We start from the raw sequence: 13,674 nt of genomic DNA, 5'->3' as shown, positions 1-13,674 counted from the left end.
CCCCCCCCAGCCAGTCCTCCGCCACACCCCGCTCGGCGGCCTCCGACGTGGTCAGCGGACCCACCTCACGCAGCAGGTCCGCCGCCCCCTCCGCATCCCCGACCGGGGAGGACAGCCGTTGCAACCGCGCGTCGACCTCCTCCACCACGCGCGGGTCCAGCAGCTCCCGCAGGTCCGCCCGGCCGAGCAGATCGGCCAGCAGGGACGGGTCCAGCGTGAGCGCCCGCGCGCGCGACTCCGCCGCGGGGGCGTCGCCCTCGTACAGGAACGCCGCCGTGTACTCCATCAACAGCGACCGCGCGAACGGCGACGGCAGCTCGGTGCGCACCTCCACCACCCGCACCCGCCGCGCGCGGATATCGGTCAACAACGCGACGAGCGCGGGCACGTCGAACACGTCGCGCAGACACTCACGCGCCGCCTCCAGGACGATCGGGAACGACGCGTACCGCCCCGCCACCGACAACAGGTGCGCCGACCGCAGCCGCTGCTGCCACAACGGCATCCGCCGGTCAGGGCGCTGCCGGGGCAGCAGCAGGGCGCGCGCCGCACATTCCCGGAACCGCGCCGCGAACAGGGCCGAACCGGTCAGCGCCTCGGTGACCAGCGCCTCCACGCCATCGGGATCGAGCGCCACCAACCCACCGAGGTCACGCGCGAACACCGAGGACTCGTGCTCCACGTTCGGCAGACGCACCACGATCCCGTCGTCCCCGTGGACGACCTGCGCGTCGAGCCCCAGCTCCTCCCGGAGCCGCTGACCGATCGCCAGGGCCCACGGCGCGTGCACCCGCGCGCCCAGCGGCGAGTGCACCCCCCCCCGCCAGTCGCCCACCTGGTCACGGAAGTGCTCCAGGACCACCGTCCGGTCGTCGGGCACCTGCCCCGTGGCCTCCCGCTGTTCGGCCACGTACGCCACCAGGTTCTCCGCCGCCCAGTCGTCGAGCCCCGCCGCCGCGGCCCGCTCCAACGCCCCCGCGCGGTCGGCCGCCGCCAGCTCCCGGGCCAGCTCGCCGACCGCCCGGCCCAGTTCCGCCGGGCGGCCCACCGCGTCCGCCTTCCAGAACGGCATCCGCCCCGGGCGCCCCGGCGCCGGACTGACCAGCACCCGGTCGGCCGTGATCGCGTCGATCCGCCAGGACGACGACCCCAGCACGAACACGTCGCCCACCCGCGACTCGTACACCATCTCCTCGTCCAGCTCGCCCACCCGGGTGGGGGCGCGCGACCCCGACGGCGCGTCCGACAGGTGAACGGTGTACAGCCCACGGTCGGGGATCGTGCCGCCGCTGATGACGGCCAGCCGCTGGGCGCCCGGACGGGCCCGCAGGACGTCCGCCTCCCGGTCCCAGACCACACGCGGCCGCAGCTCCGCGAACTCGTCCGAGGGGTAGCGGCCGGACAACATGTCCAGCACCGACTCCAGTATCGAGTCCGTGAGGTCCGCGAACGGGGCCGCGCGGCGGACCAGGGACGCGAGGCCGGCCAACGGCCAGTCGTCCATCGCGACCATGGCCACGATCTGCTGGGCGAGCACGTCGAGCGGGTCGCGCGGCATCTCCAGCGGTTCGATCCCGCCCGCGCGCATCCGTTCGGCCACGACCGCCGACGCCAGCAGATCACCCCGGTGCTGGGGCAGGAACACCCCGCGCGAGACCTCCCCGACCCGGTGCCCCGCCCGGCCCACCCGTTGCAGACCGCTGGCCACCGACGGGGGAGCGGCCACCTGCACCACCAGGTCGACGGCGCCCATGTCCACCCCCAGCTCCAGACTGGAGGTGGCCACCACACAGGGCAGACGGCCCGACTTCAGCTCGTCCTCGACCAGGGCGCGCTCGGCCTTGGACATCGAACCGTGGTGGGTCCGCGCCACCATCGGCTCCGCGCCTTGGGACCTCCCCGACTGGGCGATGAGCAGGGCGGGGACCTCCTCCGGCGGCAGCCGCGCGCCGGAGCGCTGCGCGTACAGGTCGTTGAGTCGGGCGCACAACCGCTCCGCCGTGCGGCGGCCGTTGGTGAACACGATCGTGGACGTGTGCCGTTCGACCAGGTCCAGCACCCGCCGTTCCACGTGCGGCCACATCGATCCGTGCGCGGGTCCGGTGGCCTCGGCTGTCGGCGCGGGTCCGGGTTCGTCCATGTCGCGGACCGGCACGACCACGCCCAGGTCCATGTGCGGGGTGTCCGGCGGGGAGACGACCGCCGCCCCGCCGAGGAACTCCGCGACCAGTTCGGGCGGCCGTACGGTGGCCGACAGTCCGATGCGCCGCGCGGGCCGGTCCAAGAGCGCGTCCAGCCGCTCCAGGCTCAACGCGAGGTGGGCGCCGCGTTTGGTGCCCGCCAGGGCGTGCACCTCGTCGACGATGACGGTCTCCACCCCGGCCAGCCCCTCGCGGGCGCGCGAGGTGAGCACGAGGAACAGCGACTCCGGCGTGGTGATGAGCACGTCCGGCGGACGGGTGGCCATGCGGCGGCGCTCGTCGGCGGGGGTGTCCCCGGTGCGCACGCCGACGGTGACCGGTGTGACCGGGACGCCCGCCGCCTCGGCCCGTTCCGAGATCCCGGCGAGCGGGACGCGCAGGTTGCGTTCGACGTCCACGGCCAGGGCCTTGAGGGGGGAGACGTACAGCACGCGGCAGCGCCGGGAGCGGTCCTGGGGCGGCGGTGCGCAGGTCAGCCGGTCGAGGGACCACAGGAACGCCGACAGGGTCTTTCCGGACCCGGTGGGGGCCACCACGAGCACGTCGCGGTCCTCGGCGATCGTGGACCAGGCCTGGGACTGGGCCGGGGTGGGGCCCCCGGGGAAGGCTCGCTCGAACCACTCCCGTGTCGCGGGCGCGAAGCGGTCCAGGGGGTGTGGCGCGTGGCTCATGGGGTCAGTGTGCCCGCCCGTCGCCCTCCACCGCCCAGGGACGCTCCGCGGAGGGGTGGGACGCCCTCAACGGACGGCCTCCGGCCGCGGTTCTACCTCTTGGTGCGGACGTTCTCCCGGAAGGGGAGCGAAGGACGCGCCGATCGCCGATACTGGGACCGATGAGACTCACGGTTTTCTGGCAGAACATGCACGAGCAGTTCGGCGAGGCCTACGCGGAGAGCCTGGCCAAGGACTACGTCATCGAGGGGCTCGGTTCGCGGACGGTCCGGCAGGCGCTGGCCGACGGGGTGGGCGCCAAGGACGTGTGGCGTGCCGTCTGCGACGCGTTCGACCTCCCCCTCTCCGTCCGCTGACACCGTCCGGAGGAGGTTTCGAAGGTTCTCCCCGGTCGTTCGAACAATCGAACAGAGGTTCGGGTAGTGTGGGTTGTCCACAGACGAACGTCGGACGTCGCGATTGTCGTACCGACCGCGTAGCGTCGTGCGCATCATGAAGAAGAAGGCATCGACCCAACAGGGGTACCCCGTGGCATCTGGAGACCGAGACAAGGCTCTCGAAACAGCGCTCGCGCAGATCGAGCGGCAGTTCGGCAAGGGCTCCGTCATGCGTCTGGGTGACGACGACCGCCCGCCGATCGAGTCGATCCCCACCGGGGCGATCGCGCTCGACGTCGCGCTCGGCATCGGGGGCATCCCCAAGGGTCGGATCGTGGAGGTGTACGGCCCGGAGTCGAGCGGTAAGTGCCTCACCGCCGACACCTACGTGTGGACGGACCGGGGCATGGAGACCATCGCCGAACTCTTCGAGCGCGCCGGACAGTCCGCCACCTGCGCCAGTCGTGTCACGGACGTGCGCGACCAGGGCATCCGTGTGGTCAACGAGCGGGGTGAGCTGGAAACGGTCGCCGCACTGACCCACAACAACCGCAAGCCGGTCCTGCGGATCACCACCGAGTCCGGCCGTCGTGTCACGGTCACCCACAACCACCCGCTCCGGGTCGTGAACGAGGAAGGTTTCGTCGTCTGGCGCAAGGCGGGGAAGCTGAAGGAGGGCGACACGCTCGTCTCCGCCCGCTTCGGAGCCAACGAGGCCGCCGAGGGCAGCGGACTGAGCGAGGACGAGGCCGTCTTCCTGGGTTACCTGGTCGCGGAGGGCACGCTCGGCTCCACTACCTCGGTTCGCTTCACCAACGGCGACGACGAGGTCGGTCAGGAGTTCACCTCCATCGCCAGGTGGCTCTTCGACACCGAGGCCAAGGTGTACGAGGGCAACAACTGCCGGGAGTACGTGCTGCCCGGCGTCCAGCTTCGCGAGGAGGTCGCGGACCGGTACGGGCTCGACTACGTCAACTCCGCCGGAAAGCGGGTTCCCCATGTGGTGCGGACCGGCGGCGACAAGATCCAGCGCGCCTTCCTCTCCGCGCTCTACGAGGGCGACGGCTGGATCGACGACAGTTCCACCATCGGTCTGGGCACCGCCTCCGAGCAGTTGGCTCGCGACGTGCAGATCCTTCTCTACGGGCTGGGCGTTCCCGCCTCGCTGTACCGCAAGTTCAACACCACCTATGAGCGCCACTACTGGACGGTCGCGGTCAACCCCTCCGTGGCCCACAGGTTCCTCAGCGAGGTCGGCTTCCGTTCCCGTCGGCGCGCTGCCCAGGTGGAGAAGAACTTCCGCCTCTCCGGTCGGAGCCCCCAGTTCGAGAACATCCCGCACATCACGGGACTGATCAGCAGCCTCCGTGACAGTCTCGGCGGCGACCGTGACTTCGACCGTGTGGCGGGCGACCTCTTCCGCGGTGAGACCGCTCCCTCGTGCAGCCGGAACCGGTTGGTCGACATCATCGAGTGGGCCAGGAGCCGCGAACAGCGTCTTTCCGCGTCCGGCGAAGTGATCCTCAGCCACCTTGAGGAACTGGCTGTCGCGCCCTACACCTACGAACCGATCACCGTGATCGAGGACGGCGGAAATCAGCCGACCTTCGACATCATGCTTCCGGAGACACACAGCTTCCTGGCCAACGGGATCGTCTCGCACAACACGACCGTCGCCCTGCACGCGGTGGCCAACGCGCAGAAGGCTGGCGGGATCGCCGCCTTCGTCGACGCCGAGCACGCGCTCGACCCCACCTACGCCAAGAAGATCGGCGTGGACACCGACAACCTCCTGCTGTCGCAGCCGGACACCGGTGAGCAGGCGCTGGAGATCGTCGACATGCTGATCCGCTCCGGCGCGGTCTCCATCATCGTCGTCGACTCCGTGGCCGCCCTGGTGCCCCGCGCGGAGATCGAGGGGGAGATGGGCGACAGCCACGTCGGCCTCCAGGCCCGGCTGATGTCCCAGGCGCTGCGCAAGATCGCCGGTGCGCTGCACCAGACCGGCACCACCGCCATCTTCATCAACCAGCTTCGCGAGAAGGTGGGTGTGATGTTCGGCTGCATGCAGTACGGGACCAGGGTCACCCTCGCCGACGGGACGCAGGAGAAGATCGGCGAGATCGTCAACCAGAAGATGGACGTCGAGGTCCTCTCCTACGACCCCGAGCGGGACGAGGTCGTTCCCCGCAAGGTCGTCAACTGGTTCGACAACGGTGTGGCCGACCACTTCCTCCAGTTCACCGTCGCCCGGTCGGGGAAGAACGGGCGCTCGCAGTTCGCGGCGACCCCGAACCACCTCATCCGTACCCCGGGCGGTTGGCGCGAGGCGGGTGAGTTGCTCCCGGGCGATCGGGTGCTCACCGCGCAGACCCACTACCTGAGCGAGCAGCAGCGCCAGGTCGTCCTCGGGTCGGTGATGGGGGACGGCAGTCTCTCCCCGAACACCCGGGACCGGGATGGTACCCGCTTCAGGATGGGGCACGGTGTCGCTCAGGCCGACTACCTGGACTGGAAGGTCTCGCTCCTGGGCAACATCGGCTGCTCACGGACGACCAACGACAAGGGCGCGGTCTTCGCCGACTTCACCCCGCTGCCGGAGCTGGCCGAGCTCCGGGAGGCGGTCTACTTCGGAGACGGTAAGAAGCACCTGAGCTGGGAGTACCTCAAACGGCTCACCCCGCTGGCTCTCGCCGTCTGGTACATGGATGACGGCTGCTTCACCACGCGCTCCAAGGGCGTCCAGGCCCGGACCGAGGGCGGCAGCGGGCGGATCGAGATCTGCGTCGAGGCCATGAGCCCCGGTACGCGAGACCGACTCACCGAACACCTGCGTGACACCTACGGTCTCGACGCCAAGCTCGTCGCCAGGGGGAGCGCGGGCAAGTACTCCATCCAGTTCACCACGGCGGCCAGCGCCAAGTTCCAGGAACTGGTGGCGCCCTACGTGCACGAGTCCATGAGCTACAAGCTGCTGCCGCGTTTCCAGGGGCAGTGCCAGGTGGTGCCGGAACTCACCGAGCCGGTGGAACGACTGGTGGCGTCCCCGATCCTGGATATCCACGTCAAGCCGGAGACGCGCAGTATGCGCAAGTTCGACATCGAGGTGGAGGGGAACCACAACTACTTCGTCGACGGCGTCATGGTGCACAACAGCCCCGAGACCACCACCGGTGGTAAGGCGCTGAAGTTCTACGCCTCGGTCCGCCTGGACGTCCGGCGCATCGAGACCCTCAAGGACGGCACCGATGCGGTCGGTAACCGCACCCGCGTCAAGGTCGTGAAGAACAAGGTCGCGCCGCCGTTCAAACAGGCCGAGTTCGACATCCTGTACGGCGTGGGTGTCTCCCGCGAGGGCAGCCTCATCGACCTGGGCGTGGAGCACGGCATCGTGCGCAAGTCCGGTGCCTGGTACACCTACGAGGGCACCCAGCTGGGCCAGGGCAAGGAGAACGCCCGCCGGTTCATGCGCGAGAACGTCGACGTGGCCAACGAGATCGAGAAGAAGATCAAGGAGAAGCTGGGCGTGCCCGGCGCGGGCGACGACAGCGCCTCCGGTTCCGACTCCGACGCACCGGCCAAGGAGGCCGCGGCGAAGGACGCTCCGGCCAAGGAGGCTCCCGTGAAGGAGGCCCCCGCCAAGGCTCCGACCAAGCGCGCTCCGGCCAAGACCACCAAGGCGCCCACAGCCCCCGATGCGTGACCGGCGCCGGTCCGAGGACCGTTCCGCGTCACCCGAGGACGAGACCTCCCCGGGCGGGTCCCGCCCGTCCGGGGAGGATCCCGAGGCCAGGGCGCGGGCCCTGTGCCTGCGTATGCTCACCCATTCCCCGCGCACCCGCGCCCAGCTGGAGCGGGCCCTGCTGCGCCGGGAGTTCCCCGATGAGGTCGTCGAGTCCGTGCTCGGTGCGTTCGGCGACGCCGGACTCATCGACGACGCCGCCTTCGCGAACGCCTGGGTGTCCTCCCGCCACCACAGCCGGGGCCTGTCCCGACGGGCGCTCGCCCGCGAACTGCGCACCCGAGGCGTGGCTGAGGACACCGTGCGCGACGCCGTCGACCACCTGTCCGACGAGGACGAGGTGGCGGCCGCCCGCGACCTCGCCCGCCGGCGTCTGGCCATGTCCCGGGGCAAGGACCGGGACACCCGGATCCGCCGCGCGCTGGGGGCGCTCGCCCGCAAGGGGTACTCGTCCGGGCTGGCCTACCGGGTGGTGCGGGAGGAGCTCGAACGCGAGGGCGTCGAGGTCGACCTGGAGGCTCCCGACCTCTGACACCCCGGTCCCCGATCCGACCGGTGCCGTGCACCGTCGCGGCCGTGCCGCGTCCCGACCGGTCCCGCGTGCTGAGGCGGCCGGAGCGCTGGCCGTGTCGTGGCCGTCCACAGGGTGAAAGTCGTCCGGCGGATCGGCGCGTTTCCGGGGGATACTCGATTCGGGGGCGCGTCACGCGCCGAGCGGTGGAGCAGCTCCCCCGAATTCGAGCCTAGGCGCGGTCCGCTCGTCCCGCCAGAGTGCGCCCCTGTCTGTGGACAAGCCTCAGTCGGCGGTCCCGCCGTCGTCGGTAGCCACCGATGAGGAGGCGCTCCCTTCCTCGATCCGGTCGCTCGCGGCGGCCGGAGCCGCCCCGGTCCCCGCGTTCCCGGTGCCCTCGGTCTCCGGGCCTTCCACCGCGTTCTTCGCTCCGTCTCCCGCGTCCTCCGCCGCCGCGTCGGCCCCGCCGGCGTCCCCGGCGTCCGTGACGTCGCCGGAGGCCTCCGCGTCCTCCGTCGCCTCCGGTTCCGGGCGGGGCGCGGGCGGCGCGGTCGCCAGGGTCAGCGGTGCGACGTCCGGCTCGAAGCCGAACACCCGCGCGTAGAAGGCCAGTTCCGCCTCCAGGGCGCGCACGCGCGAGGCCGCCGCGCGGAACCCGTGCGCCTCGCCCTCGAACTCCAGCAGCGCGTACGGCACGCCCCGGTTCCCCAGGGCCGTGGCCATGGCGAACGCCTGGTCCGGGGTGACCACCCGGTCGTCGGTGCCCTGAAGGAGGAGGACCGGCACGTCGATGTCCCCGATCCGGTTGATCGGCGACCGCTCCCGGTAGGTCTCCACGAACCCGGGCAGGGTCCCCACGAGCGAGTCCAGGAACCGCGACTCGAAGTCGTGCGTGGTCTCGACCAGGCCCAGGAGGTCGGCGACCCCGAAGTAGGACACCCCGCACGCGAACGTGTCCCCGGTCAGTGACAGCAGCGCGGTGAATCCGCCCGCGCTCGGTCCCCGGATCGCCAGTCGCTTCGGGTCGGCCACTCCCCGGTCGACGAGGGCGCGTGCGGCCGCCGCCGCGTCCTCGACGTCGACCACACCCCACTCCTTGTGGACGCGTTTGCGGTAGGAGCGGCCGTACCCGGTGGATCCTCCGTGGTTGACGTCCACCACGCCGATGCCGCGGCTCGTGAAGTAGGCCTTGGTCAGGTCCAGTTCGTGTGAGGCGTGTGAGACCGGGCCGCCGTGCACCCACACCACGAACGGCGCGGGCTCCTCCGCGGAGGCCGTCGGGTGGGTCGGCCGGTACACGTTCGCGTGGACCGGCGACCCGTAGCGTCCGGGCAGCGTCACGTGCTCGGGGTCGGGCAGGTAGGCGGGGTCGGGCAGGGAGTGCCGCGCCGTAGGCGTCTGTTGAGGGTGTCCCACCCCTCCGCGAAGCGGCCCCTGGGCGGTGGAGGGTGACGGGAGGGCCAACGACTCGCGGAGCACCTCCACCCGGCCGGACTCCGGGTGCAGGCGTACCAGGCACTGGGGCCGTGCGGCGGACGCGGCGATCGCGACCACGCCGTGCCCGTCGGAGTCCACCTGCGACCACGACGTGAACTCGGTGGCGACCGGGGTCAGTTCCAGGGTGTCGGGGTCGTACACGCCGGGTGCCAGGTCGGCGTTCCCGTGCAGGACCACCACCCTCCCCGAGTCGAGTACCGCGAAGGAGCGGTGGCCCAGGCGCCCGGGCGGGGCGTGGAACTCCTCCTCGGCCGGGTAGAGCGCCATCGCCTGCCCGGTCACGCCCGCCTGGTAGAGGTTCCAGAACCCGGGCCAGTCCGAGGCCAGGTACAGCGTGTCCTCGTCCACCCACGTGGGGGAGAGGACCGACTCGTCGACCCCGCCCTTGAGGGTGACCTCCCCGGACAGTCCGGCGCCGTCCAGTCGGCCGACCCGCAGTTCGGTGCCGTCCCACGGCATCCGGGGGTGGTTCCAGCGCACGTAGGCCAGGCGCTGTCCGTTGGGGGAGGGCACGGGCGAGGCGTAGAAGTCGGCGCCGGCGGCCAGCTCGCGCACCGCCGCCGGGTCGCCCGCGCCCCGGCCGGACAGCGGCACGGCCACGACGGAGCGGCGCACCCCGCCGTCCACGTGCTCCTCGCGCACGCACAGGACCTGCTTGCCGTCGGCGCTCAGGGCCGGGTCGGCGTAGCGCAGGGCGGCGGGCCGGTCGGGCTCGGGAGTCAGGGGAGTGGGCGTGGCGGAGTCGCGTTCGAGGAGGTAGAGCCGCTGGTCCTCGGCGTTGGCGAAGACGATGCCCATCCGGGTGAGGGCCTTGTCGTCGCGCCGGGGCACCGGCAGGTAGGAGCGTCCCCCGTACTCGTGCACCCGTGTACCGGCGCCCCAGGGTGCGCGCAGGAGTTCGGTGACGGTGCCGTCGGCGTCGCGGCGCATGACGGTGGAGCGGCCGCCCTCCTCCGGGCGCTCCTCCTCCCACCAGATCTCGTCGCCGACGACGGAGGGAAAGGACATCCGGTGTACGCCTCGGGCGACGTCACCGGCGCTGATGGGCGAGGGCCAGGAGCCGTGGGGGCTCGACAGTTCAGACATGTCCCGCTCAGGAAGGATCGTGAATGGAAAACAGATGACATGTCGACCTTAGTCCTCACGGGTCCCATTCGGGAGATCAGATCGTGCCCGAGCGGATTATTCCTGGTCGTGGTGTGTGACGCGATGAAGGCGTGTTCGACCGCTGAGTATCGTTCTCTATTCGTGACTACCGCGACACGGCGGGGATCGGCGTGCCGTTCTATGCTTTCGCGGATATCACCTGGTGATGAATGGTCGAGGGAACGGCGGTGGAACACCGTGCGCGGCCGAGGCCCCGTCGTCACCCACACTGCTAGAGAGGAAGCCAGCGATGAGCAAGGGACGCGGGACTATCCGGGCCTCCGTGGCGATCGCCGCGGCCGGTGTGGTCGCCCTGTCGGCCTGCGCGGCCCCCGAGGACGTCGAAGGCCCCGGCGGTGAGGATTCGGAGATCACAGATCTCCTACTCGCGACGGGATCCACCGGTGGTACCTACTATCCGCTCGGCGGCGAGATCGCGCAGCAGTGGACGGACAACATCGATGGTGTCGACGTGAGCACCTTCGCCACCGGCGCCTCGGTGCAGAACCTGCGCTCCCTGGAGGGCGAGACCGAGGACGACGCGGGCACCGCGGCCGACCAGAGCCAGCTGATCATGGCGGTCAACGGTGTGGCCATGCAGGCCCAGGCGAGTGAGGGCCCGTTCGCCGACCAGCCGCTCGGCAGCCCTGACGACATCCGCGCGCTGGGCAACATCTACCCCGAGGTCATGCAGGTCGTGGTCAGCGCCGACTCCGACATCGAGTCGATCGCCGACCTCGAGGGCATGAACGTCGAGATCGGCCCGCCCGGCAGCGGTACCGAGGTCGCCGCCCGCCAGATCCTGGAGGCCTACGGCCTGGACCCGGACGAGGACATCAACGCCTACGACAGCACCTTCGGGGACGCCGCCACCGCGCTCGGCGACGGCCAGGCCGACGCCGCCTTCGGCATCCTGTCGGTGCCCGCCTCGGGCATCGTCCAGGTGTCCGCGAGCAACGACGTCCGGCTCCTGCCGATCGACGGCGACGAGGCCGAGGGCCTCATGGAGGCCGACCCGAGCTACAGCCCGCTGACCATCGAGGGCGGCACCTACAACGGTCAGGACGAGGACGTGGTCACCCTGACCCAGTGGGCGACCCTGTACACCACCGCGGGCCTGGACGAGCAGCTCGCCTACGACCTCGTGCGCGTCATGTACGAGGAGGCGGGCAACATCGGCCACGACGTCGGCGGCCAGATCCTCCTGGACACCGCGATCGACGGTCTGGGCTCCATGGAGCTGCACCCCGGCGCCGAGCGGTACTACCAGGAGCAGGGACTGCTCGACTGATGACCGCGTCGCACAGGGCCGCCCGGTGGATTCCGGGCGGCCCTGCGCTTGTGACGGTCCTGCTGGGGTGCGCGCTGGCCCTGACCGGTTCCACGGACACGGGAACGGCCTGGTTCGCCGTCCGCGTGTACGGCCGGGAGGAGCCCGTCCTCAGCGTCCCGGTCGAGGTCGGGGACCGGATCGAGCTCAGCCACACGCACTCCGTCCACCGCCGCCCGGTGCATGAGGTCTACTCCGTCTCCCCGTCCGCCGGGTTGGCGATGGAGGAGCTCCGCGCCGACGCCCACGGGGCCAACCTCCCCTCGGGGCCGGAGACGGTCGACGGGGTGACCTCGACCTTCGTGCGGGAGGACGGGGGGTACCGCGTCGAGCACCACGGGCGTCCGCTCGGCACGGTGCGGATGGTCGTGGGCACGCCCGACGTCGACCACCGGCTGACCCTGGGGGGCCGGGAGATCCGACTTCTGGACCTTGTGGCCCCCCGTGCGAGGGTTGAGTTGTTCGTGCAGACCCATCCGGGTGTGCGCGCCATGTGAACGCCGTGGGGTGTCCCCCACCGATGACGAGGATGAGGGTGATGACGACCGACCCCAAGGGCGCCGGTGACGCCGGTGCCGCAGCGACCGCGGGCGGGACCTCCGCCGGCGGTGTGCCCGACCCCCGGGCGCTGGAGGAGCTCGAGAGGGATCTCGAGGCTCTGGAGAAGCACGACTTCACCGAGGACACGGGGGTCGAGGGCGTACGTGCGGACCTTCGCGCGGTGTGGCGGTGGGGGGTGTTCGCCGTCGCCCTGGCCCTGGCCGTCTTCCACCTGTGGACCGCGTTCACCCAGACGCTGCCTCCCCTCCAGCAGCGCTCCTTCCACCTCGCCCTCGGCCTCGGCCTGGTGTTCCTCCTCTACCCGGTCAAGCCGCGCCACGAGGGTCCGCACGGCCCCTTCTACGGCGCGTCGATGGCCTTCGGCGTGCTGTTGTCGGGCTACATCGGTGTCGGGGTGTTCTCCGGCGCCGACACGAGTATGTACCTGTACCTGCCGCAGTGGGTGTTCGCGCTGGTCGCGGTCGCCCTGTTCGGTGCGGTCGGCGTGTTCCTGTGGCGCACGCGCACGGGTGCGGACCCCTCCCGCGCCCAGCGTTGGGCGGGGTGGACGCTGCTGGTCGGCACCGCACTGATCGCCCTGGACCTGGTCACCAGTGAGTCCGGCGGCGGCTTCTTCTTCCTGCCGATCCTCGGCCTGGTCCTCGTCGTGGTCGCCGTGGCCGCGGCGGTGGCGCTCCTGAGGTTCCCCTCGTCGTTCCCGGTCTGGCTGTGGCCGGTGGTCACCCGCTGGGGGCTGACCACGGTCGGGGCGGTGGCCCTGGTCTACATGTGGCTGGCCGGGGTCGCGGAGTGGAACGTGCTCGGTCCGGCGCTCGTGGTCCTGGTCGTGGTCCAGGCCGCGCGCCACATCCCCCTGAACCTGTGGGGGATGCCGCTGTTCGATGTCGTACTGGCCGGGCTCGGTCTGTTCGCCGGTCTGTACATGTTCGTCAACTACGAGGAGATCACCCGGTCGGTCGGCATCTACAACCCGACCTACGTGACGGTGGGGACGATCGGCCTGCTGCTCATCCTCGTGGCGGCCTCCCGGGTGCTGGGCCCGGCGCTGGTGGTGCTGGCGGGCGCGATGATCGCCTTCGCCTACTTCGGCCAGTCGATGCCCGGTTTCCTGCGGCACCGCGGCTCCAGCGTCGACCAGATCGTCACCAACCTGTACGTGGGCACGGAGGGCGTGTTCGGCACGCCGCTCGGCATCTCGGCGACGTTCATCTTCCTGTTCATGATCTTCGCGGCGATGCTCCAGCGCACGGGCATGGAGCGGTTCTTCACCGACCTGGCGCTGGGCGCGACGGGCTCGTCGGTCGGCGGCACCGCCAAGGTCGGTATCGTCACCAGCGCCTTCTCCGGGACGATCACGGGCAGCTCGGTGGCCAACACCGTCTCCAACGGCGCGTTCACCATCCCCATGATGAAGAAGTCCGGCTACAAGCCCGAGTACGCGGGCGCCGTCGAGGCCGCGTCGTCCACGGGCGGCCAGATCATGCCGCCGATCATGGGCGCGGGCGCGTTCATCATGATCGAGTTCACCGGCGCCACCTACCAGCAGATCCTGACGGCGGCCGCGATCCCCGCGGTGATGTTCTTCGTCTCCCAGTACGTGGTCGTCCACTTCGACGCCAAGCGCCTGGGCATCGGGGG

8 protein-coding genes are annotated in these 13,674 nt (G+C 70.9%); 6 read left to right on the top strand and 2 right to left on the bottom strand.

The window, feature by feature from the left end; all coding sequences use genetic code 11:
- The coding region (locus D471_RS0111360; RefSeq protein WP_017598730.1) for a DEAD/DEAH box helicase at positions 1-2,872 on the bottom strand (2,872 nt) is incomplete at its 3' end.
- A gap of 161 nt (positions 2,873-3,033) precedes the next feature.
- Between D471_RS0111360 and D471_RS0111355 the strand changes: the two genes are divergently transcribed.
- The 3 genes from D471_RS0111355 to recX all read left to right on the top strand — a co-directional run bounded on the left by D471_RS0111355 (position 3,034) and on the right by recX (position 7,523).
- Positions 3,034-3,228: a DUF3046 domain-containing protein gene (locus D471_RS0111355; RefSeq protein WP_017598729.1), complete on the top strand. Its 195-nt coding sequence runs from the start codon at positions 3,034-3,036 to the stop codon at positions 3,226-3,228.
- 127 nt (positions 3,229-3,355) lie between these two features.
- Positions 3,356-6,952: an intein-containing recombinase RecA gene (gene recA / locus D471_RS0111350; protein ID WP_017598728.1), complete on the top strand. Its 3,597-nt coding sequence runs from the start codon at positions 3,356-3,358 to the stop codon at positions 6,950-6,952.
- Complete coding sequence (recX, locus tag D471_RS0111345; RefSeq protein ID WP_017598727.1) at positions 6,945-7,523, top strand: recombination regulator RecX; 579 nt, start codon at positions 6,945-6,947, stop codon at positions 7,521-7,523. The genes recA and recX overlap by 8 nt, the downstream gene beginning before the upstream one ends.
- Before the next feature lie 264 nt (positions 7,524-7,787).
- Here the strand turns inward: recX and D471_RS0111340 are convergent, their stop codons facing one another.
- Entirely contained in the window at positions 7,788-10,085 is a 2,298-nt protein-coding gene (locus tag D471_RS0111340; protein ID WP_017598726.1) for a S9 family peptidase, read from the bottom strand.
- A gap of 310 nt (positions 10,086-10,395) precedes the next feature.
- Between D471_RS0111340 and D471_RS0111335 the strand changes: the two genes are divergently transcribed.
- The 3 genes from D471_RS0111335 to D471_RS33950 all read left to right on the top strand — a co-directional run.
- Positions 10,396-11,436 (top strand): TAXI family TRAP transporter solute-binding subunit, encoded by a 1,041-nt coding sequence (locus tag D471_RS0111335; RefSeq protein WP_017598725.1) that lies wholly within the window; start codon positions 10,396-10,398, stop codon positions 11,434-11,436.
- Positions 11,436-11,972 carry a DUF1850 domain-containing protein gene (locus D471_RS33955; RefSeq protein ID WP_086003011.1) on the top strand — a complete coding sequence of 179 codons (537 nt, stop codon included), beginning with the start codon at positions 11,436-11,438 and terminating at the stop codon, positions 11,970-11,972. Before D471_RS0111335 ends, D471_RS33955 begins: the two co-directional genes overlap by 1 nt.
- A 41-nt stretch (positions 11,973-12,013) precedes the next feature.
- Positions 12,014-13,674, top strand: a 1,661-nt coding sequence (locus D471_RS33950) for a TRAP transporter permease (RefSeq protein ID WP_040689242.1), incomplete at its 3' end; no start/stop codon positions are given.

Source organism: Nocardiopsis lucentensis DSM 44048 (assembly GCF_000341125.1).
Taxonomy (GTDB): Bacteria; Actinomycetota; Actinomycetes; order Streptosporangiales; family Streptosporangiaceae; genus Nocardiopsis; species Nocardiopsis lucentensis.
The sequence above is the reverse complement of the archived record's forward strand: the minus strand, read 5'-3'. Positions and strand labels throughout refer to the sequence as shown.